The sequence below is a fragment of the Flagellimonas taeanensis genome (genome assembly GCF_003584105.1).
In the GTDB taxonomy this organism is placed as follows: Bacteria; Bacteroidota; Bacteroidia; order Flavobacteriales; family Flavobacteriaceae; genus Flagellimonas; species Flagellimonas taeanensis.
Window position 1 is genome coordinate 29,414 of the sequence record NZ_QXFO01000023.1, and the last position, 22,964, is coordinate 52,377.

Here is a 22,964-nt window from a genome sequence, read left to right on the forward strand (position 1 = left end):
AAAATGACTGTGAAAATTAATTTTAAAGCTAAAGTGATTACAGTTCTTTCTATTGTCTTTTTACTGAGCGCATGTACAAAAGAAATTATAGAAGAGAACCCTAGAGGACAATTTACCCCTGATTTTTTCCAGTCAGAGACTGGTGTTCAGGGCGGAGTGGTGTTCTTATATGAAACCATGAGGGACATTTATGGGAACAACGGCTTCTATAACGCTACGGAAAACGGTACGGACCATTATACTTGGGCAGAGTCTGCAACGGGTGATTTTAAAAACGTGGACTTGTCTGGAGAAGGACAGATTATATCAGATGAAGGTGCAACTGCTGGAGTATGGTTTTCGAGTTTCCCAGCGATAAACACAGCCAATGGTATTTTGGAAAATGCAGAGGCTGTAGGATTGGACCCTGCCCTTGTTGCCGAAGTAAGGTTTTTCAGGGCATTTTATTACTTCTTATTGGTACAGACCTATGGAGGCGTACCATTGGATCTGGGGTCTGGAGAACTTGCATTCAATAGATCTGCGGTGAGGACTTCAACACGAAACACGGTTCCTGAAGTATATACAAAAGTTATTTTTCCTGATCTGGTTACGGCCGTTAACGATTTACCTGAAAATCCAAGGTTGACTGGTACGGTAACCAAAAATGTGGCTAGGCTCATTTTGGCCAAGGCGTATTTGACCTATGGTTGGTGGTTGGAGAATCCAGAGGGCATTCCCACATACCCCGAAACTCCAAGAAACGACCCTGATGGCAACGGTGCTTCATTTTATTTTCAAGAGGCATACGATTTGGCCATGGAGGGAATACAAAACCCCGGCCCTTACGGCTTGTTGGAGTATTTTTATGATGTCCACGAAGGCTCTAATGATCGACACCAAGAGATGATGTTGTATGCCGACCGCACCCAGGATAATGAACAGTTCAATGGTGCACCTGTAACAGGTTGGGGGACCACCTCGAACAGTGCCAACACCGCAGTTTGGATGGCGACATCAAATTATACTACCATCAGTGTCGATGGTGTTCCTGCAGTGCAACGTCAATCTGTTCAGAGCCTTGGTAGACCATGGACCCGTATGGCACCTACCATCAACGCTTTGACTGAGAACTTTACCGATAAGGATATAGATTCGCGTTATGATGGTACTTTTACGACCAGTTATCGAGGCAATTGGGACCAAGGAGGCGATCCTACCCCATCATTGACTGGTGCCAACGGCTTGGAAATAGAACCGGGCGATGCTGTCATCTCATTTTTGGATGAATATGATCCGGCTGTGGTATATGAAGTGAGTGGAGAACCCATAAACGGTGCCAATATTGGCGGTGGAGTATTACCAGGAAGAGCAGATTATGTGATCAATTTAAACGAATTCAATAGAAGGTTTTATCCCGGTTTATGGAAGACAGGACCCTACCGCACCGATAACGAAGGAGGTCTGGGCCAGCCCAATGTGCCAAATACGCGCCCTTATCCCATAGCTAAGTTTTCGGAGTTCTACTTTATTGCTGCTGAAGCTGCCGTAAAAGGTGCATCCGGAACAATGAGTGCTAGGGATTTGATCAATGTGATTCGTGCCCGTGCGGGTAAATGGCGATTTGACAATGGAGAGCAAGAGGAGCGGATTGAAGACAACAGTGCCGCAATGGTGGCTGCCACTCCCATGACCATTGATATAGATTACATCTTGGCCGAGCGTTCACGTGAGTATTTTGGTGAAAGTGTCAGATGGTATGATCTGGTACGTACCCAAAAATGGATTGAAATTGCTGGATCATTTGAAATTGTGGCAAGTATTATTGCAACAGATCATGGCCCTGCGACTACCATATCACGGGAAATACAGCCTTATCATTACTTAAGGCCTATACCGCAAGGTCAAATAGACAATTTGGATATGACCGATGCTGAAAAAGCCGCATACCAAAACCCAGGATATTAGAATAGTAATTGAGTAAATTTCATATAATTAGTTTGAGTTAGTTATTTTAGTTACGTAAAGAAGGAGGCTGTCCCAAAAGACAGCCTCTTTTGATTATGGAGGGCAACGGGCAGTGAACTGCACGCAAAATTTAATCCCTTGACCAAAGCCCTTCTTTTTATAATGAATACCTTTATTTGGATGAAGATACTTGGAATATCAGCATATTATCACGATTCCGCCGCCGCCTTAATTGTGGATGGGGAAGTAAGGTATGCTGCCCAGGAAGAACGCTTTTCAAGGATAAAAAATGATGCGTCCTTTCCTGTGGAAGCCATTCAATTTTGCCTTACAGAATCCGGATATGCCCTTGAAGACCTCGATTACGTAGCATTCTATGACAAGCCCTTCTTAAAGTTTGAACGACTTTTGGAAACCTATTATGCCTTTATTCCCAAAGGTTTCAGATCGTTTGCCATGGCCATGCCCATTTGGTTGAAGGAAAAACTCTTTACAAAACAAATCATCCGAAAACACCTGAAAAAAATCGGCGGTCCACATGCACAAAAAACTTCCATTGTATTTCCAGAGCACCACCTATCCCATGCCGCCAGTGCCTTTTACACCTCTCCGTTTCCCAAAAGCGCATTTTTGACCGTAGATGGTGTTGGTGAATGGACAACGACCTCTTACGGATTGGCTTCCGGTGACAAAGGAATCAAAGTACTGGGAGAACTCCATTTTCCAGATTCATTGGGGCTATTTTATTCATCCTTCACCTATTTCTTGGGGTTTAAGGTGAACTCTGGGGAGTACAAAATGATGGGGCTTGCTCCCTACAGTAACTCCAAGACCGCACAGCATTTTGTTGACCTTATCAAAGAAAACCTAGTGGACATCAAAGCCGATGGTTCCATCAAACTGAACATGGACTATTTTGAATATCCCGTTGGTTTACGGATGGTCAATCCAAAGAAATGGGAAACCCTCTTCGGATTCAAAAAAAGAACAACCGATGAGCCCTTAACGCAAATACATGCCGATTTGGCTTTTGCTGCGCAAAAGGTTTTGGAAGAAATGGTGGTTAAATTGGTCCATCACATCAAAAAGGAAACACAAGCCGAATATTTGTGCTTGGCCGGTGGGGTTGCCTTAAACTGTGTTGCCAATTCGGCAGTATTCAATGAAAATTGTTTCAAGGACATATATGTACAGCCCGCCGCGGGCGATGCAGGAGGAGCCATTGGGGCCGCATTGGCCACCGCCTATTTGAAACAAGATTTGAACTTCACTGGCCTTAAAAAAGCGTTCAACCCCTATTTGGGTCCATCATGCTCCAACCTGGAAATAGAACGATTGTTGCGCAAACACAAATGCTCTTATCACCATTTTGAATCCACCGATGATCTACTAAAAACAACGGCGCAACACATCGCCAGTAAAAAAGTGGTGGGATGGTTCAGGGGGCGCACAGAATTTGGTCCAAGGGCGTTGGGCAACAGAAGTATACTTGCCGACCCTTCAGACCCTGAAATGCAATCCAAGCTCAACCTAAAAATCAAGTTTAGGGAAAGTTTTCGGCCTTTTGCCCCTGCGGTTTGTGAAGAGGATTATGACACCTATTTTGAGCCGGGTAAACATTCAGCATATATGCTGTTCACAAATCCCGTAAAGGAGTCCCTAAGAATGTCTCTACCCAAAAATTTTGACGAACTTAGTCTGGAAGAAAAGCGTAGAACCCCTAAATCCAGTTTGCCCGCCATTACCCACGTAGATTGTTCAGCCAGGGTACAGGTAGTGAACAAAGAGGTCAACCCCACATTTTGGGGTCTCCTGCAGGCCTTTAAAAATTTAACGGGGAACGGAGTGCTCATCAACACCAGCTTTAATGTTAAGGATGAGCCTATTGTAAACACGCCAGAAGATGCTTACCAATGTTTCATCAACTCAGGTATGGATATTTTGGTTTTGGAAAATTATGTAATTGAAAAATAATGGAGTTTTTAAAAGAATTCTTTCTATTTCTAAAGGAACGCAAAAAGTGGTGGTTGGTGCCCCTGATCATCATATTTGTGCTATTTGGCATACTTATTTTTTTAACCAGTAGTTCCGCATTGGCACCCTTTATTTATACCCTATTTTAATGACCCGGGGAAAAGCTTTTGAGACCATCCTTGTTTTGGCGCTGGCATCGCTCATAATCTCCCTATGGCTAAATGTGGAATGGCTGGATTATGTCGCCATTGCTTTTTTGGTCATTGGCATTATCTCCAAGAGTGTTTCAATGGTCATTGCCAAAATATGGCTGGGCTTCTCACATTATCTGGGCATTGTGATGAACTTTGTGTTGATGTTTACCATCTTCCATTTTATTTTGATTCCCTTGGCGTTCTTACAACGTTTGTTTGGCAACAATCAAATTCGACGCAAAACAAGCGGGAACACTTATTTTCATCATCGCAACCACCACTATTCCAGCAAAGACATCGACAATCCTTGGTAAGCGTCAGAGTAAGGTTTACTCCTGTGAAGCTTTCATTCTCTTGAGGTACCCGCTTTTCTTAAAGTAATATTTCGCATAGGCATCATCCCCTAATTTCTGACACATCTCCCCTGCCATTTCATATACTTTAAACTGCTCCGGGAACTCAAAAATTAAGGTCTGGGCCACTTTAAGTGCATTTTTGTAGTCTCCATCCTCATTGTATTTGTGGTAAGCCTGCGTCATTAGATACTGCCATTGTTCCTGATGGTTATGTAGATTGATGGCGGTTCTTTCCTCAAAGGTTGGGTTTTGGGTCACATAATTGTACCCGACCGGTGTGGTTCCGGACATGCTCAAATCATAAGGCCATGATTGTTTAAGGATTTCCACCGCCAATTTCCCTTTGAGCGAATCGATTTGGGTCACGGGAATATCATCAAAGGCCTCTTCATAAGGCACATAATTTTCCCAGTTGTCCAAGAGGTTCAACGCTTTTACCTTCTCATAAAAAGCATCCGCCATTACAAAATAACCTTCCACATTAGGATGCACATGCTCGGCCACCAATTCATCGCCTAGAATCCCATTAGGTACCTTTGACTCAAATATTTTCTTCATGTCTACCAAAGGTAGTTTGCGCTCATGGGCCTGCAGCATAATCACCTCATTGATTTTCTCCGGAGCCCGAAACCGAAGCAAGTCCAATTCTTTGGCCAGGTGCAGGTACTTTTTGGCGGAATCTGGGTTTCGCTCCAAATAGTGTTGTCCCAAAATGTAGGCGGCATCCGCATTTTTCTGTGCCAATTCATGCACCTCCGGTTTGTTTTTTTCTATTGATTCAACAAAGTTTTTCTTGTCCAGATCATTACTTATAAAAGGTTTGACATCCTTTTCGTTCGCCACCAAAGTGGACAAAATCACAGGAATTCCATGCCGTTGGTATTTGTCCAAAATCCGTTTCAAATTGCCTTCAAATTGGGTTATTCCAGCAGTAAAGGCTTCCGAATGTATGGGGATTTGCTGCTCCTTGGCCATGACCTCCATCAAAGTGGTCTCTGTAACCGACTTTTTATTTGGCATGTCCGATTTCGTCAAACTCCTGACCGTATTTTCCAGCAATTGAAAAAAACGAAGATTCTTGAGCTTCAGATAGCTTCTGACCAAGGTGGGATGGCTTCCAACCGAAGCAGAGGATCCCACGCCTAAAGCACCATAATATTCGTTGTGCCCTGCATAAATGATGACCAAATCCGGCTTCTGATCTATGATCTTGTCGGTTACATCCCACAAGGTATATGAATTGACGGCGGTGATTGCCGTATTCACCACTTCAACGTTCTTTTCGGGAAAAGTACGGGAGAGTCGATGCTTCAACAGTCTTGGAAACGAAGCTCCCCGATAAAATGGATAACCCACCACCGTTGAGGCCCCTTGGACAAACACCCTAAAAGTACTGTCGGTTTTTTGCCGTAGGAACAGATCCGATTGACTGTCAGCTCTAAAATCAGTGTCCTTAAAGTATTTTTTGGATAGATTGGGGTTTACAACAAGGTATTCTACCCCGTTTTCACCTATCACCCTATTGAAAAGCTGGTACCCTTCCCCATATCCGAAGAGGCGTAAAACTACCTCAACCAACAAAATCAGGATAAGTGGAAGCGCGGCAGCGATGATTCGAAACAATATCTTTTTCTTCAAATCCAGTGCATATTAGTATTCAAAATCAAAACTTTTCGGACAATCGGAATGAAGCGACAAACCCATAAGGTTAATGAAATTGTGGTTTGGATTGATTCTACAAAACAAGTATCGCATTTCATACGCAATCGATTGCGTTTTCTAAATTTATTAATTATTTTTGAAGGAAATCACTACCATCGCTAATTTACTGAGATTATTTTAACAATTATGCAAAATCGATTGCTGACCAAAGGAAATGCTGGACAGGGTAAATATGAGGGTTTTTCAGTACAAATCAACGTGATTAATCTATAAACATGCACATAAAAACAAACCATGAACAAATTCCTAATCCTGGTTTTATCCGCAATCGTCTTTGTAGGTAATCGATCCACGCAAGCGCAAACAAACTCCTTGAAAGAAGCGTTCAAGGATAAATTTTTAATGGGCGTTGCCATCAATCGCTCCCAAATAAACCAAGCAAACAAGGAAGAAATCGACCTGATTACATCGCAATTCAACGCATTGACCGCAGAAAATGACATGAAATGGATGTACATACACCCCAAACAGGACGAATTCAATTTTGAACAGGCCGATAAATTGGTGGAATTGGCAGAAGCCAATGATATGTTCGTGGTGGGCCACACCCTTGTTTGGCACAGCCAGTTGGCCCCATGGGTATTTAAAACGGCAGAAGGGGACACCATTGACAATGCCGAACTGACCAACCGCTTAAAAAACCATATTTCAACCATTGTGGGCAAATACAAAGGAAAAATAGAGGGCTGGGATGTGGTCAATGAAGCCTTGGCTGAAGATGGATCCTACAGAAAATCCCCATTCTTTAAAATCGGCGGCGAAGGTTTTATTGAAAATGCGTTTCGGTTTGCCCACGAAGCAGACCCAGAGGCCGAACTGTATTACAACGATTACAACTTGATCAATGCGGAAAAAAGGGACGGTGCCATCCGCATAGTAGAAAACCTCAAAAGCAAAGGAATCAAAATAGATGGCGTGGGCGTCCAGGCCCATTGGAGTTTAAATGAACCCTCCATCGAGGAAATTGAAACTGCCATTGAAATGTACGCGGCAACCGGGGTTAAGGTGATGTTCACCGAACTGGACATTTCCGTGCTGCCAAGCCCTTGGGAAACGTCAACTGCGGATATTTCAACAAGGTTCGAAAATAGCCCTACCATGAATCCATACCCAGAAAGCCTGCCCGATTCAGTGCAGACCCAATTGGCAAACCGCTACGCTGAAATCTTTGAACTTTTCAACAAGCATTCCGATAAAATCAGCAGGGTCACCTTTTGGGGATTGCACGACGGCTTATCCTGGAAAAACAACTTTCCCATCCGTGGAAGAACGGATTACACCTTGTTGTTCGATCGGGAGATGAAACCCAAAAAAGCCTACCACGCTGTTATCCAAACTGTTGAAGACTAACATACACCTTATATTTATACAAAACCCATGAGAACAAGCACGGATTTCCGTTTTTTCAAATCCCATTGCCTAGCAGGATTGCTCCTGCTTCTGTTGTTCGCATCCTGCAAAGCGGAACCAGCGCAGCAAACCGGCGGTGAAGCGAACAATATGGAGAAAATAAACACCCTTCCTACGGAAGATTCATTTCCCGAAACTTCATTCTTGACAACGGATAAAGCAAAAAGTGGGTTTACATTGGTTGAGAACGGAGTTCCTGCCAATATTTTGGTCAGTGAGTCCGATCATACCGGAGTTGTAAAAGTGGCCGGAATGTTTCAAAAAGATCTGGGCCATGTTTCAGGACAAGAAGCGGAATTGATCGTGGGTGAAGCACATCAAACACAAAACCTCATCATTGTGGGGACTATGGGCAAAAGCAGTTTGATCGATAGATTGGCCGAAGAAGGTAAAATCGATGTTACCGCGCTTGAAGGAAAGTGGGAACAATTTTTGATTACTCCCGTTCTAAACCCCATGGACGGTGTGGACAATGCCTTGGTCATAGCCGGAAGCGATAAACGGGGAACCATCTTTGGTATATTCGACCTTTCGGAACAAATGGGGGTCTCACCGTGGTATTGGTGGGCCGATGTACCCGTAAAAGTCCGCAAAAATATCTATGCAAAACCGAAAACGTACACCCTTGGGGAGCCCAAAGTAAAATACAGGGGCATTTTTATCAATGATGAAGCTCCGGCCCTATCGGGTTGGGTGACAGAAAAATATGGGGATTTCAACAAGCAGTTTTATGAAAAGGTGTTTGAACTCATCCTTCGAATGAAGGGCAATTACCTATGGCCCGCCATGTGGGGAAGGTCGCTTTGGGACGACGACCCAACCACTGCCCCCTTGGCAGACGAAATGGGTGTGGTTTTGGCCACATCGCACCATGAACCCCTGATGCGCTCCCATGTGGAATGGGACCGTTATGGGGAAGGTACATGGGATTATGAAAAGAACCAAAAAAAGCTCCGGGAATTCTGGCGAGAAGGTATGGAACGTACAAAAGGACAGGAAAAAGTCGTCACCCTTGCCATGCGTGGAGATGGGGACGAGGCCATGAGCGAAGGAACCAACATCGACCTACTTGAAAAAATTGTGGAAGATCAGCGGGAGATCATTGAAGAAGTCACCGACAGACCCATTGAAGAAACCCCACAGGTATGGGCCCTGTACAAAGAAGTGCAGGATTATTATGATAAGGGAATGCGGGTTCCCGATGATGTAACCTTGTTGCTCTGTGATGACAACTGGGGACAGGTACGCGTTTTGCCCGCTTTGGACAGTGAGCCCCGAGAGGGAGGTTACGGCATGTACTACCACTTTGATTTTGTGGGTGGTCCCCGAAGCTATAAATGGTTGAACACTAACCAAATTGAACGGGTGTGGGAACAAATGCACCTCACCTATTCCTACGGAGTGGATGAAATTTGGTTGGTGAATGTGGGGGACATCAAACCCATGGAATTTCCCATCAGTTTCTTTTTGGAATATGCTTGGAACCCAGAGGATTTTTCTGCGGAAAAACTTCCCCACTACTATACGGAATGGGCTCGAAATCAATTTGGAGCCAAGCATGCCAAAGAAATCGGAGAAATCATAGCATTGTACACCAAATACAATTCCCGTAGAAAACCCGAATTGATAGAACCGACCACATACAGCCTTCAAAACTTCAATGAAGCGGAAAACATGGTGGAAAATTACAATTCTCTTGTGGAAAGAGTAAAAAAAGTGAAGGAACAATTGCCCAAAGAAGCGCATGATGCTTTTTACCAATTGGTGCAATATCCGGTGGAAGCCTGTGCAAACCTCAACGAAATGTACGTAGCTGCCGGCAAGAACAGGTTATACGGATTTCAAGACCGGGCCTCGACCAATTTCTATGCCGATAAAACAAAAGAACTGTTTTATAAAGACGCTGAATTCACAACCTATTATCACGATTCTGTGGCCAATGGAAAATGGAACCACATGATGTCCCAGACCCACATGGGGCATATCACCTGGAGTGATCCCGCTTACAATAAAATGCCTGCGGTTTCCTATATCCAATCCGGCACCGAGGCCAATTTGGGTTATGTGGTGGAAAATGGCATCAGCAGGTCCCGATGGCTCCCAAGTGGGCTCAACAGCCGCAGTTTTTCCACGTTTGACCCCATCAACGATCAAAACTACTATGTTGAAATCTTTAATATGGGCAAAGAGAAACTGACGTACACCATCACTTCAGAGAACGATTGGATACAGTTGTCCTCACGAGGTGGAACCATCCAATACGATGAGAAAATCATGGTCAGCATTGATTGGGACAAAGCACCCAAAGGGCAGGATGTTGGGGAAATTGTCATCACCGCCGCCAATGCGGAGGAAGGCACAAAGGTGAGCGTCCCCATCCGAAATGACATTCCCGAAGGGATAACCGGTTTTGTGGAAAACAATGGCATTGTTAGTATTGATGCGGTGAACTATCAAAATACCAAGGAAACGGATAACGTCTCATGGCAGGTCATACCCAATTTGGGCCGTACGGGATCGGCGATAACATCCATGCCCGTGACCGCATCCAAACAAAATCCGAGCGAAAATGGCCCTTATTTGGAATATGAAGTCTATCTTTTGGATGGAGGAACCTATAATTTGACCACTTATTTTTCACCGACCCTCAATTTTCAAAAAGATGAAGGTTTGATCTATGCGGTTTCCATTGATGGCGATGTACCACAAATGATAAATTTGCACAAAGATGCCACAGCAGCGGATTGGACCTACCCGACTTGGTGGAACGAAGCGGTAAAGGACAACATCATGAAACAGACCGTTCTTGAAAAAGAACTGTCCGCAGGGGCCCACACCATAAAGTATTGGGCCGTTGATCCCGGGGTGGTGTTGCAAAAGATGGTGTTGCAAAAAGAAGGCGTTAATGCAGAGAGCTACTTGGGTCCGCCAGAAAGCAAAATCATTAAATGATTTTTTAAATTAAACCATACCGTAAACCCATCATTGTGAAAAACAGGCAATTTTTAATAACATTCATCCTACTGGTGTTCACGGCCACTGCCGGAATGGCCCAAGTAACACTCCCAGAAATCATTCGGGATAGCATGGTTTTACAGCGCAATGCAAAGATCACCATTTGGGGATGGGCATCCGCAGGAGAGCAGGTAACGGCTACTTTTAACGGCAAGCAACGAAAAGCGACTGCCTCGGCAGAAGGAAATTGGAGCGTGGAATTTCCCAAAATGAAGGCAGGTGGCCCCCATACACTCAAGATTTCAGGTAAAAACGAAATCATCTTGAACAATATTTTGATCGGGGATGTATGGTTGTGTTCCGGGCAATCCAACATGGTGCACCAAATGAATATCCATGATGTTACCTATGCCAAGGATATTGCCAATGCCAATTATCTAGAAATACGACATTTTAAAGTGCCCACAAAAACAGACTTGCAGGGTCCGAGCAAAAATCTGGCAGGTGGGACATGGAAGGCTGCTGTGTCCGATGAAGTCCGCCCTTTTTCTGCCGTTGCCTACTTTTTTGCACTCAAATTGTATGAAAAATATCAGGTTCCCATCGGTTTGATCAATGCAAGTGTTGGGGGTACGCCCATAGAATCATGGATAAATGAGCAAGGCTACCAAGGATTTCCAGATAAACTAAAAATTATAGAGGAAAACAAGGATACCGCTTTTGTGAACAGTCATTCCATGAACCGTTTTTCTGGAAATCCACCATCTCAAAAACCAAAAGACAAAGGCCTTATTGGGGAAAAACCTTGGTACGATGTCAACTTTCAACCCAAAAACTGGCGTAGCATCAACATTCCAGGCTATTGGGAAGATCAAGGGGCCAGAGACCTCAACGGGGTGGTATGGTACCGAAAGGAAATCTCGTTACCGCAATCAATGGCTGGCGACGAAGCCACTGTATTCTTGGGTAGGATTGTGGATGCGGATGAACTGTATATCAACGGTAAAAAAGTAGGAAACACCACTTATCAATACCCGCAAAGAAGGTATGATGTGCCCGCAGACCTCTTAAAAGCCGGAAAAAACATTTTTGTTATCCGAGTGACCAATAATTTCGGAAAAGGTGGTTTTGTGCCGGACAAGCCTTATTACATTTTTACGGACAAGGATACAGTCGACCTAAAAGGATATTGGCAGTATAAGGTGGGAGAAGTGTTCCCTCCCATTGATTTCTCGTCTTTTTCAAGAAATGACGAGGAAGAGCCCCGCAAAAGGACCATAAATCCACAGAATGAGCCCACGGCCTTGTACAATGGTATGGTGGCTCCCTATATTCAACTTCCCATAAAAGGAGTGTTGTGGTACCAAGGGGAAAGCAATGCAGGCAAACCTGAAGAATATTTAGATCTGATGCATGCCCTGATCAATGGATGGCGGGGAATTTACAATGATCCCGAGCTGCCCTTTATCTATGCGCAGCTGCCCAATTTTGGGGATGTGACCTACTCCCCTACCGAAAGCAATTGGGCCGAACTTAGGGAAGCACAGCTCAAAGCGTTGGGCGACCCCAACACCGCAATGACCGTAAATATTGATTTGGGGGAATGGAACGATATCCATCCAGACAACAAAAAAGATGTGGGAGAACGAATGGCCTTGGCGGCAAAAAAGATTGCCTATGGCGAAGATCTAGTGTATTCCGGACCACTTTATGAAGCTTCCCAGATAGACGGAGATAAAATCATCATTTCCTTTTCCCATGTGGGCAGCGGATTAACAACCAATGATGGTGAGGCGCCAAGTAGCTTTGAGATTGCAGGGGAAGATAAAAAGTTTGTATGGGCCGATGCAAAAATTGAAGGAAACAAGGTCATCGTTTGGAGCGATGAAGTCACCAATCCAAAATATGTGCGCTATGCGTGGGCTGATAATCCGAACAATCCAAATTTATATAACGAAGAAGGACTTCCTGCATCACCATTCCAGACGGAATAGATTAACACCGTATTTGGCTCCGCTTAGTTTCTGAAAACAGGATCGTTTCCGGTATATTTCAAATATTCGAATGAGGCTGAGTTATCCGCTTTTTCTCCTGATGAAGTGGCATACATTCCATACAAGCAGCCGATAAATCCGCCTGCCTCCTTGGTACTTAGAAATTTGGCATCCACATCATCTTTGACCAACTGCCAGTCCTTTCCATTTATGGAATATTGGAAACTATACACATCTCCCTTTGACTCAATGGCCAGTTTAACTTCATCGTTCTTGGAATTCAAAGGAACTTCAGCTATTGTGTCCATTACAGAATCATCTGTATTGTTTTTGAAAAGTTGGATAACCTCTTGTCCGTCTTTTTGTGAAACGGCCAAAAAATAAAAGTGTTCTTCGTTTTGAAAGGCCACCAAGCCCGCTTTTTCATTTTCATCCTCCGCACTGAACTGCATTATGGTCTCCACCCTACTGTATAAATGTTGCTGCCGTTTTCCCACAAAAGAAGGGTTACCATACTCCGCAATGGTCTCTGGTTTTAGCTTTAAGACCAAACCCTGTTCTTTGGAAATGTAAAAAGAAGTGCTATCCACCGTTCGCAAAAAAAGTAATGATGGATCCAATCTCTTTTTAAGATCTAGGGTATATTCAAAGTTCCCTGATTGTGGTAAAGCTCCTTCCTGTGGTATTTCCTTATAACCGACCTCATAGGCATATTTCACTTCCTCGCCTCCCAGAGCAAAATGGGGCCAGTCGTTCTTCCATTCGATGGGTGCAATAAAAGTTTCACGTCCGGTGTTGTAATAATCCCCTTCATAGGGTCTTACGGCCAGAAAAATGGAATAGGTTTTCCCATCCGGACCTTCCACAAATTGCGCATGGCCCGTGGATGTGATGGGGTTTTTCCTGTCTTCTGGCAAGTGCCTTTGTGTGAGTATGGGATTGTTCTCGTAAGCAACATAAGGGCCTTTTGGAGATTTGCTCCTAAAAACCACCTCGGAATGGTTGACCGATGTTCCTCCCTCTGCGGCGTACAAATAAAACCATCCATTTCTTTTCCAGATATGTGGCCCTTCAATCCAAATCGGTTTTTGCGAAATGTCCACTCCCCCGTTCACCAATTGTGTTTCTTCGCCGACCACTTTCAGGTTTTCATAATCAAACTCGTACATTCTGATAGTCCTATGCCCAGAATATAATGGTTTGTTATCCGGGGCATCGCTATTATAAAGGATATAAGCTTTGTCGGTATCCTTGTCAAAATAGATGGATGGATCGATTCCCCTGACTTCGGGAAGCCTTACCGGGTCGCTCCACGGCCCTGCAGGGTCTGTGGCAGTAACCACAAAATTTCCCATATTGTCAATATCGGTGCAACTCACATAAAACACTCCTTTGTGATAACTAATGGCGGGGGCAAACAATCCCCTTGTCATCCGTTCGCCCATAAAATCCATTTGTGATGGACGATGGATAACGTTACCGATCTGCTTCCAGTTTTTAAGGTCCTTACTGTGCATAACCGGAATGCCTGGAAAATAGGAAAAGGTGGAATTGACCAAATAATAGTCCGCATCAACCTTTACGATGCTTGGATCCGGGTAAAATCCGGTCAGTATAGGATTTACGATAGTGGTTGATTGGGCCTTTATGTCCTTGGGGCTTAGCAAAAACATTAAGATCAGCGGGAGTAAAACTATTTTCTTCATTATGATTTTGATGGTTTCAATTTATAGGAAATTCCAAGTTCCAATCCTCGTATTTCGGCCAAACCCTTAAGTCTTCCTATCAATGAATACCCCGGGTACTTTTCCTTGCCCTCAAAAGAGTGCAGGAAACCGTGGTCGGGTCTCATGGGAAGTGCCGTTTGGTTCTTGTTCATCAACAGCAAGAACCTTTCGATGATTTCCTCCATGGGATTGTCCCCATTCAAATGCTCGGATTCCCTAAACCGTTTTCCGTTCTCTCTTTTTACGTTCCGCAAATGCAAAAAATGGATGCGGTCGCCATGTTGTTCTATGATCCGCACCAAATTATTGTTGGGTTGCGCTCCCAAGGAACCGGTACAATAGCAAAGTCCATTGGCTTTTACTGGAACTGCCGATAAAATATCCGCAATATCCTTTTCCGTGGACACCACACGAGGAAGTCCCAGGACCGAAAAAGGAGGGTCATCGGGGTGTATGGCCAATTTCAGCCCAAGCTCTTGTGCCACAGGAGCAACTTCGGAAAGAAAATGTACCAAGTTCTCGCGCAAGGCCTCATCATCAATCCCTTCGTAAGCTCGCAACAGTTCCAAGATTTTTTCGGGCGTAAAACTTTCATCACTGCCCGGCAATCCCAGTAGTACATTTTTGAAGAGTTTTTCCTTGTCCAACCCATCCAAGGCGTCTCCGTAGGCCTTGGCCTCATCCAATTGTTCCTTGGTATAATCGTCGATTGCTCTAGGCCTTTTCAACAGATACACATCAAAAAATATGAAGGCTGTCTCATCGAACAACAATGCCTTGGTGCCATCGGGATTGGTGTAGGCATGGTCTGTGCGCACCCAGTCCAAAATGGGCATAAAGTTGTAAGTGATCACTTTTATACCACACTCGGCAAGGTTTTCCAAGCTCTTTTTATAGTTCAAAATGTATTGCCCATAGTCGCCCCCTCGTCTTTTGATATCTTCATGAACGGGCAAGCTCTCAACCACGGCCCATTCCATACCTTCATTTCGGATGATTTGTTGCCGTTCTTGGATATCTTTCACCTGCCAAATTTCTCCGACCGGAATTTGGTGCAAAGCCGTAACAATTCCCGTGACACCAGATTCCCTGATATCCCGAAGGGATACCCCATCTTGGGGGCCGTACCACCGCATGGTCTGTTGCATTTTGATCATAGGTCGTTGCGCTGTTTTCAAAATCCTATACTATTGCCGCCATCAATGGGAAGTACTGTTCCGGTCGCAAATTTTGATGCGTCCGAAGCAAAAAAATAAACGGCTTCCGCAATGTCCTCGGGCATCCCCATCTTGCCCATGGGCGTCCGTGAGAACACTTTGGCCTTTCGTTCCAAATCGGAGTCGAGTGCCTTGGCCGTCATTTTGGTCTTGATGAAACCGGGTGCGATACAGTTGACCCGTATCCCATGTTCCGCCAGTTCCACGGCCATGGCGCGTGTCATGCCCTCAATGGCTGTCTTGCTGGCCGAATAGGCGATCACTTTGGGCATGCCGTACTGTGCCGCCATGGAACTAATGTTGATGATGGTCCCGCCATTCCTTTCCTTCATTTTTTTGACCACTTCCCTACTGATGGCAAAAACACTGGACACATTGGTCCGCATCACTTCTTCAAACTCGGCATCGGTCACCTCCACAAAGTCTTTTTTCATATTGATGCCCGCATTGTTGACCAAAATGTCTATCTGCCCCTCTTTCTTGAAAATGTCATCGACTATGGCCGGAATCCCTTCAAAATGGGTCAGGTCCATGATGATGGGAACGGCATTGGGACCTATTTCGGCACAGGCCTGCGCTGTTTTTTCCCTGTTCCTTCCCAGAATGTATGTCCTTATGCCTTTTTCACAAAACTTTTTGGCGGTGGCAAGGCCCAATCCTGAGTTGCCCCCTGTAACTATGGCTATTTTTTTGTCCATCAATTTTTCTCTGAAAATTAATTCCATGTGGGCCGGATTCCCGGAGCGAATGGAAACTGTAACGATTTGTAATGTTCGAGGATATTCTCCGGCTTTTCCATTTCCTTTGGAAAATCCATTTTTGAGTATGTTTGAAAATACAGCATGCAGGCATCCCGCCACCATTTGGCCTCCTTGAGCTGTATACCCAATAACATGCTTACTTGATTGTGCCTATATTCATCCACAAAGGGCTTCATACTCTCCCAAGTTTTTATCATATCCCTGACTTGATCCACCCCTTCTTGGTATTTGATCCCCAGCCCGTCCCAAAGTGTTCTTCCATTCTTAAGCTGATAATCCCACGGCAAGTGATGAAACCATAAAAGGTATTCTTCTGGACAAGTGTTTGGGTCACTGAATTTTTCTTCGATTTCCGGTGCATATTGGGATAGGGCATTACTTCCGGTTCTCGTTCTATCAAATCCAATACCTTCTTCATCTGCTTTATGATAGTATACAGGGTTCCATTCCGGTCTGGAAAGATTGTCCACCCAAGGTCCAGGGCCATAATGGTGGTTCGTATCAAACATATGGTGCAATCCCAACGGGTTCATGTAGTTGACCACGGCTTCCCTGGATTCCAACATCATTTTCTTCACGGGCCCCACAAAGTTTTCATCATTGGTAAACGTGCATCGCAGCCATTCCTCCGCAATGGTATCCGAATCGAGATAGGGGTCCCATGCCAGTCTTCCAAAGCCATACCAATCTGCCTGCCCGAAAGGATGTCCGGTCCAATTGGCGTCCGTTCCAATGTTGGACACACCTGCCATTCCCGTCACTTTTTTATGGTTCAGGGAACCATCGACGACCTTGGCAACCGTAGATCCTTTTCCTTTTTGATAGGTATCGCTCCGGAGTACCTCTTCAAAAAGCTTGGGCAAATAGACAAGGTGTGTGGCAAAGCCCAAATATTCCTTGGTGATTTGAAACTCCATCATCTGGGAAGTGTTTGGCATGGCGCCGAACATGGGATGAAAAGGTTCCCTCGGCTGAAAGTCGATGGGACCGTTCTTTACTTGAATCAGTACATTGTCACGATATTTTCCATCATCGGGAACAAATTCGCTATAGGCCTGTTTGGCACGGTCCGTATCGTCATGCTCAGAATATACAAAAGCGCGCCAGATGACCACTCCCTTATGGGGCCTTAGGGCATCTGCCAATAGGTTGGCCCCATCCAAATGGGTGCGGCCGTAATTTTGCGGTCCAGGCTGTCCCTCTGAATTGGCTTTCACCAAAAAACCACCAAAATCAGGAATCAGGTCATAAATTTCCTTGGTCTTGCCCTTCCACCATTGGATCACGTCGGTATCTAAGGGATCGGCAGTCTCCAGGCCACCTATTTCAATAGGTGCGGAAAAACGAGCAGTGAGATAAACCTTCAGTCCATAGGGACGGAACACATCGGCCAATGCCTTGACCTTTTCCAGATAATGCGGGGTCAAGACCAGCCCATTGGCATTGACGTTGGTCAATGCCGTGCCATTGATCCCCAAGGAAGCATTGGCCCTGGCATAGTCGATATAGCGTTGGTCTATGTAATCGGGCAGCGTGTGCCAGTTCCAAATGGAAAATCCGGAATAGCCCCGTTCAACGGAACGGTCAAGATTGTCCCAATGGTTCAGCATCCGGATATCCACTTTGGGAGACTCCACCACTTGTAGGTCATCCAATGCTTGGTGCATTTGAAGAATACGGAGAAAATGAAAGGTCCCATAGAGCAATCCAATGTCCGTTTGGGCCGTGACCAACACTATACGATGTTTTTTATTTTCAATAGATCTGATAAAATAACCCTCGCCTGTAAGACCGGCAGGGTCAACCAAAGTCCGAAGGTCCTCCCCCAAATCTGCATATCGGGAAACGATCAATTGATTTTGGAAGGTAGGGTTTGGTTCAAACCTTACCTCTTGCTGCAACAACCCTCCCAGCCCCCTGTCCAGTTCCTTTTTGATGACATCCACAGTAGCCCCACCATCCGTTACGAACACAGTCTGCAACTGGTTCCTATAGGTTTCCAAAAGGGACGAATCATTGATTTTTCCGTAATTCAACCAAAGGTTGTAGCCATTGTCCATGGAAAATGACATATTGAACAGCAAAAGCAACAAACCAACTAAGTAGGCCGCTCTTGTTTTCTTGGTAAGTTTCATCAGTTGAAAGTTCATAATGGAGAAGTTGATAAATTTATATATCAACCAATTGCGCACGGTAAAATAAATAAAATATTTATAGATTTACAAAATATTTACGCAATCGATTCCGAAAATGGAAATTTTTATAAAACTTAGATTCCAAATGCTTAAAAACCAGCCAAACACCAAAATCCTACTACGAGTCCCAACAACAGGAATAGTAAAGAACAGCGCTATCTTGTCACAACCACAATACTTTTCACCCACCTTTAGAGATTGACACATGAAAAACTTTATACATGACGATTTTTTGTTGGAGACCGACCATGCCAAGGAACTTTATCACGATTATGCCAAAAACCAGCCCATCATAGATTACCATTCCCATTTGCCCCCCAAGGAGCTTGCTGGGAATAGAATGTTTGAAAACATGACCCAGCTCTGGATTGATGGGGACCACTATAAATGGAGGGCCATGCGTGCCCTGGGCATCCCTGAAAAATACATAACAGGGGAGGCACCGGACAGTGAAAAATTCAATAAATGGGCAGAAACTGTTCCCTATGCCCTTCGAAACCCCCTATACCACTGGACCCACTTGGAACTTAGCCGTTATTTTGGGATTGGTGACCTTTTGACCCCCAAGACTGCAGGAAAAATATACGAAGAATGCAACGCCAAACTTGGTTTGGAGGATTATTCGGCACGTGGCCTGATCCACAGGATGAACGTTGAGGTGGTCTGTACTACGGATGACCCTTTGGACAGCTTGGACCATCACAAGGACCTTGCCGGATCTGGGTGGCCCGTGAAGGTGCTCCCTACTTTCAGGCCGGACGGGCTGATCACTATTGAAGGTGCGGCATTTATCGATTACCTGTCATCACTTTCCAAGATCACCAATATCAAAATCACTGATTTTAAAACTTTGGGACAGGCCATCAAGAAAAGGGTGGAATATTTTCATAAAAACGGTTGCCGACTTTCAGACCATGGCCTTCCGCATGCTTATGCTATGGATTTTACCGAAGTGGAAATCAATAACATTGTGTCGGACCGTCTGAGGGGCGGGACCATCTCCAAAAAAGAAGTGGCCCAATACAAATCTGCCGTCCTTGGCCTTTTGGGTGGTCTCTACACGGAGAAAAATTGGACCATGCAGCTCCATTTGGGACCTATCCGGAACACCAACGAGGTCATCTTGTCCAAGGTCGGCTTCAATGCGGGGGTAGACAGCATAGGTGATTTTCAACAGGCCGAACAACTTGCCGGTCTATTGAACGGCCTGAACAACAAAGGCCATCTTCCAAAGACCGTGCTCTATAACTCCAACCCCAACGACAATGAACTGTTTGCCACCATGGCGGGCAACTTCAACGGGGATGGCATAAAGGGCAAGGTACAGTTTGGGGCGGCATGGTGGTTCCTCGATCAAATGGATGGCATCACCAACCAATTGAACGCCCTTTCCAATATGGGACTGTTGAGTTGTTCCGTTGGGATGCTGACGGACAGTAGGAGTTTCTTATCCTTCCCAAGGCATGAATATTACAGAAGAATCCTCTGCAACCTATTGGGCAAGGACATCAAAGCGGGTCTTTTGCCGAATGATATGGAATGGATCGGGAAAATTGTAAGGGACATCACCTACAACAATGCGAAGGATTTTTTCCAGTTTCCCAGCTATGTGGAAAAAGCCCCTTTGGAAAATGGATAAGAAGGGCTACGCTCCTACTCGATTGTCTCAACTGGTCTTGGTGGAATGGAGTATCTTGGCTTTCTTCAGAGAGGAGTCCCTTACAATGATCTCCGTACCCAGGACCGTTATCTCCGTGAGGTCTGCATCATAATTTTGGCCGGAATGGTTCAGGATTCTTTTGGCCGAAATGGCCCCCATTTTGCTGGCCGGGTGCGATACGGTGGAAAGGGAAGGCTGCATAATAGAAGCTATCGGGTCGTCATTGAACCCTATCACGGCCAGTTCTTGCGGAACCTCCACTCCCATTTTTTTTGCACACATAATGGCACTCACGGCAGCCGTGTCGTTTGCAGAAAATATGCCGTCGGGCGGTTCTGGCATTTTCAAAAGTTTTTTGGTGGCCTTGTTCCCTTCTTCAAAACTCAAGGTCTTAAAATGGATGATAAGTTCGTCCCTGATGGGCAGGCCAGACTCCCGCAGCGCATCCAGATAGCCCTTTTTCCTTTCCTCATAGATGTTCCTGTGCTGCGCTCCCGCAAAATGTGCAATTCTGGTACACCCTTGGTCTATCAAATGTTTGGTGGCCGAGTATCCCGCAGTATAGTTGTCTATCACCACTTTGTACGAATTGAAATTGTCCGGCACCCTATCCACAAAGACAATGGGAATCCCCTGATCTATAAATTTTTGAAAATGGGCCATGTCCACCGTTTCCATCGATAAGGAAACGATAAGGCCCGTGATCCTGCTATCATATAGTGCATTGCAGTTGCTCACCTCGTTTTCATACATATCGTTGGATTGGCTGATCAGCACATTATACCCCGCCTTTCGAGCGGTTTCCTCGATACCACTGATCAGGGAGGCCATAAATGGTCGATTTATCCGGGAGATAAGCACACCTATGGTATTGCTTTTATTGTTCCTGAGACCTGCGGCCAAATTGTTGGGGCGGTACCCCATTTCCTTCGCAGCCTCTTTGATCAGCTTGATTGTTTTCTTACTGATGCTCTTATGGTTGTTCAAAGCTCTTGAAATCGTCGAGGGGGAATAGTTCAATTCTTTGGCGAGATCATAGATGGTAACCTCCTTTTTAATCTTCATCTGTCAAATACCGTTAGGTTTTCCAAGCACGATAATGGATAAGCTTGAATTTCAATTCACTAAATTAGTTTTTAGTTTTTGTATAGAATAATTTTTTTAAATTGTTCAAAAAACACTTAATAATAAACAATACCTTGCTTTTACATATTTCATCTTAATTATCTCCAATGAAAAAATAAAGGTACGGTATTGTAAAAAAATTTATCCTTTCTGTGGAATTTAAGGAAATAAAGGTACGCAATCGATTCCGTTGTTTATATTTGGAAAGCATAGAAATTAATCTAATCATCAAAATTCATGTATTGGATAGGATTCGACATTGGTAGTTCGTCCATAAAAGCTGCCTTGATAAATGCCGATGATGGCAGCGTTAGGGATATTGCACAACAGCCCCGACAAGAAATGCCCATTGATTCCCCAAACCGCGGATGGGCCGAGCAAGATCCCGACTTATGGTGGAAATATGTATGCGCAGCCATCCACGAGCTGATATCAAAAAACAACATTGTCAAAACTGACATCAAGGGCATCGGTATCTCCTATCAAATGCACGGGTTGGTGACCGTGGGCAAAGACCTTCAGCCACTAAGGCCCTCCATCATCTGGTGTGATAGCAGGGCCGTGGAAACCGGGGAGCAACTGTTCCAAAAAGCTGGAAAAACAAAATGTGTGGAGCACTTGTTGAATGCGCCGGGCAATTTTACCCTTTCCAAGCTCAAATGGGTGAAGGACAACGAACCTGGCATCTATGGAAAAATCCACAAATTCATGTTGCCAGGTGATTACATCGCCCTAAAATTATCCGGAGAGTGTGTGACCACCCCTTCCGGACTTTCGGAAGGAATCCTGTGGGACTTCAAAGAAAATGCTCCGGCCACATGGCTCTTGGAGGAAGCAGGCATAGATCCCTCCCTCGTTTCAGAGGTACGGCCTTCGTTTTCGGAACAAGGCTTTGTGAGCAAACAGGGCGCAGCGGAATCCGGTCTCCCTGAAGGCATTCCCATCATGTACCGCGCGGGCGATCAGCCCAACAATGCATTGTCCCTGAATGTTATGGAACCAGGGCAGATAGCGGCCACTGGGGGCACTTCTGGGGTGGTCTATGCCATATCCGGACACGAAAAGACAAGGGAGCATACGCGTATCAACAGTTTTGCCCACACCAACCATACGGCAAAAAATCCAAGAATCGGCAAGTTGCTCTGCATCAACGGAACAGGAATCCAATACAGCTGGATCAAGAATGAACTCACCAAGGGTCTTTCCTATGACAACATGAACCAACAAGCCGAGTCCATACCAGTGGGTTCCGAAGGGCTACAGATCTTGCCCTTTGGCAACGGAGCGGAGCGAATGTTGGAAAATTGCAATAAGGGCTCACGGGTGTTGAACCTCAATTTCAATGTGCACAAAGCCCCCCATATGTTCAGGGCGGCACTCGAAGGCATTGCTTTCTCGTTTGTGTATGGTATGGAAATCCTTCAGAATGATGGGGTGGAGATCACCTCCATCAAAGCGGGCAACGATAATCTGTTCAGGGCGGAACTGTTCTCCCAGACCATAGCTACGCTGACGAACAGTAAAATAGACATTGTGCAGACCACTGGGGCGGTAGGGGCGGCAAGGGCGGCGGCCTTTGCCCATGGCGATTTTGCGAGCATTGGGGAGGCAACGGCATCAGATGCCATACAGATGACCCATGAGCCTGTAGCCTCATCCGATGCGTACCACGAAGCCTATCAAACATGGAAAAAAGAATTGAAAAAATATATTGATAACTGAATAAA

At 45.0% G+C, this 22,964-nt stretch carries 15 protein-coding genes; 9 read left to right on the forward strand and 6 right to left on the reverse strand.

Going from position 1 to position 22,964, the window contains the following annotated elements; all coding sequences use genetic code 11:
- The first annotated feature begins 3 nt into the window (after nt 1–3).
- From D2V93_RS11605 to D2V93_RS11615, 4 genes are all read left to right on the forward strand, one after another.
- Nucleotides 4–1,947, forward strand: a complete 1,944-nt coding sequence (locus D2V93_RS11605; protein ID WP_119619615.1) for a RagB/SusD family nutrient uptake outer membrane protein — start codon at nt 4–6, stop codon at nt 1,945–1,947.
- Nucleotides 1,948–2,127: 180 nt separating this feature from the next.
- On the forward strand, nt 2,128–3,921 hold the full coding sequence (locus D2V93_RS11610) for a carbamoyltransferase family protein (protein WP_119619669.1): 1,794 nt from the start codon (nt 2,128–2,130) through the stop codon (nt 3,919–3,921).
- Nucleotides 3,921–4,070 (forward strand): DUF5989 family protein, encoded by a 150-nt coding sequence (locus tag D2V93_RS18755; RefSeq protein ID WP_220113944.1) that lies wholly within the window; start codon nt 3,921–3,923, stop codon nt 4,068–4,070. The genes D2V93_RS11610 and D2V93_RS18755 overlap by 1 nt, the downstream gene beginning before the upstream one ends.
- Nucleotides 4,070–4,429: an SxtJ family membrane protein gene (locus D2V93_RS11615; protein WP_119619616.1), complete on the forward strand. Its 360-nt coding sequence runs from the start codon at nt 4,070–4,072 to the stop codon at nt 4,427–4,429. The genes D2V93_RS18755 and D2V93_RS11615 overlap by 1 nt, the downstream gene beginning before the upstream one ends.
- Before the next feature lie 15 nt (nt 4,430–4,444).
- Here the strand turns inward: D2V93_RS11615 and D2V93_RS11620 are convergent, their stop codons facing one another.
- Nucleotides 4,445–6,109: an SGNH/GDSL hydrolase family protein gene (locus tag D2V93_RS11620; protein ID WP_119619617.1), complete on the reverse strand. Its 1,665-nt coding sequence runs from the start codon at nt 6,107–6,109 to the stop codon at nt 4,445–4,447.
- A gap of 318 nt (nt 6,110–6,427) precedes the next feature.
- On the opposite strand from D2V93_RS11620, the gene D2V93_RS11625 reads away from it, so the two are divergent.
- From D2V93_RS11625 to D2V93_RS11635, 3 genes are read left to right on the forward strand one after another with little or no spacing between them, the layout of a single operon-like run.
- The gene (locus D2V93_RS11625) at nt 6,428–7,543 is read left to right on the forward strand and encodes an endo-1,4-beta-xylanase (protein WP_119619618.1); all 1,116 of its coding nucleotides are present in this window, start codon (nt 6,428–6,430) and stop codon (nt 7,541–7,543) included.
- A gap of 27 nt (nt 7,544–7,570) precedes the next feature.
- Nucleotides 7,571–10,555, forward strand: coding sequence for a glycosyl hydrolase 115 family protein (locus D2V93_RS11630; protein WP_119619619.1), 2,985 nt, complete (start codon nt 7,571–7,573; stop codon nt 10,553–10,555).
- Nucleotides 10,556–10,590: 35 nt separating this feature from the next.
- Nucleotides 10,591–12,552: a sialate O-acetylesterase gene (locus tag D2V93_RS11635; RefSeq protein WP_220473637.1), complete on the forward strand. Its 1,962-nt coding sequence runs from the start codon at nt 10,591–10,593 to the stop codon at nt 12,550–12,552.
- A 23-nt stretch (nt 12,553–12,575) separates the two neighbouring features.
- Here D2V93_RS11635 and D2V93_RS11640 read toward each other — a convergent pair whose 3' ends face one another.
- The 4 genes from D2V93_RS11640 to D2V93_RS11655 are packed head-to-tail and all read right to left on the reverse strand — an operon-like array spanning nt 12,576 to nt 18,407.
- On the reverse strand, nt 12,576–14,258 hold the full coding sequence (locus D2V93_RS11640) for a glycoside hydrolase family 43 protein (RefSeq protein WP_119619620.1): 1,683 nt from the start codon (nt 14,256–14,258) through the stop codon (nt 12,576–12,578).
- Nucleotides 14,258–15,427 (reverse strand): mannonate dehydratase, encoded by a 1,170-nt coding sequence (gene uxuA / locus D2V93_RS11645; RefSeq protein WP_220473638.1) that lies wholly within the window; start codon nt 15,425–15,427, stop codon nt 14,258–14,260. The genes D2V93_RS11640 and uxuA overlap by 1 nt, the downstream gene beginning before the upstream one ends.
- 26 nt (nt 15,428–15,453) lie before the next feature.
- A complete protein-coding gene (locus D2V93_RS11650; protein WP_072879962.1) occupies nt 15,454–16,194 on the reverse strand; it encodes an SDR family NAD(P)-dependent oxidoreductase in 741 nt (246 codons plus the stop codon).
- A gap of 17 nt (nt 16,195–16,211) precedes the next feature.
- Nucleotides 16,212–18,407, reverse strand: a complete 2,196-nt coding sequence (locus D2V93_RS11655; RefSeq protein ID WP_245978213.1) for an alpha-glucuronidase family glycosyl hydrolase — start codon at nt 18,405–18,407, stop codon at nt 16,212–16,214.
- A gap of 250 nt (nt 18,408–18,657) precedes the next feature.
- On the opposite strand from D2V93_RS11655, the gene uxaC reads away from it, so the two are divergent.
- Entirely contained in the window at nt 18,658–20,091 is a 1,434-nt protein-coding gene (gene uxaC / locus D2V93_RS11660) for a glucuronate isomerase (protein WP_119619622.1), read from the forward strand.
- Between the two features lie 27 nt (nt 20,092–20,118).
- Here uxaC and D2V93_RS11665 read toward each other — a convergent pair whose 3' ends face one another.
- A complete protein-coding gene (locus D2V93_RS11665; RefSeq protein WP_119619623.1) occupies nt 20,119–21,177 on the reverse strand; it encodes a LacI family DNA-binding transcriptional regulator in 1,059 nt (352 codons plus the stop codon).
- A 297-nt stretch (nt 21,178–21,474) separates the two neighbouring features.
- On the opposite strand from D2V93_RS11665, the gene D2V93_RS11670 reads away from it, so the two are divergent.
- On the forward strand, nt 21,475–22,959 hold the full coding sequence (locus D2V93_RS11670) for a xylulokinase (RefSeq protein ID WP_119619624.1): 1,485 nt from the start codon (nt 21,475–21,477) through the stop codon (nt 22,957–22,959).
- Nucleotides 22,960–22,964: the final 5 nt, after the last annotated feature.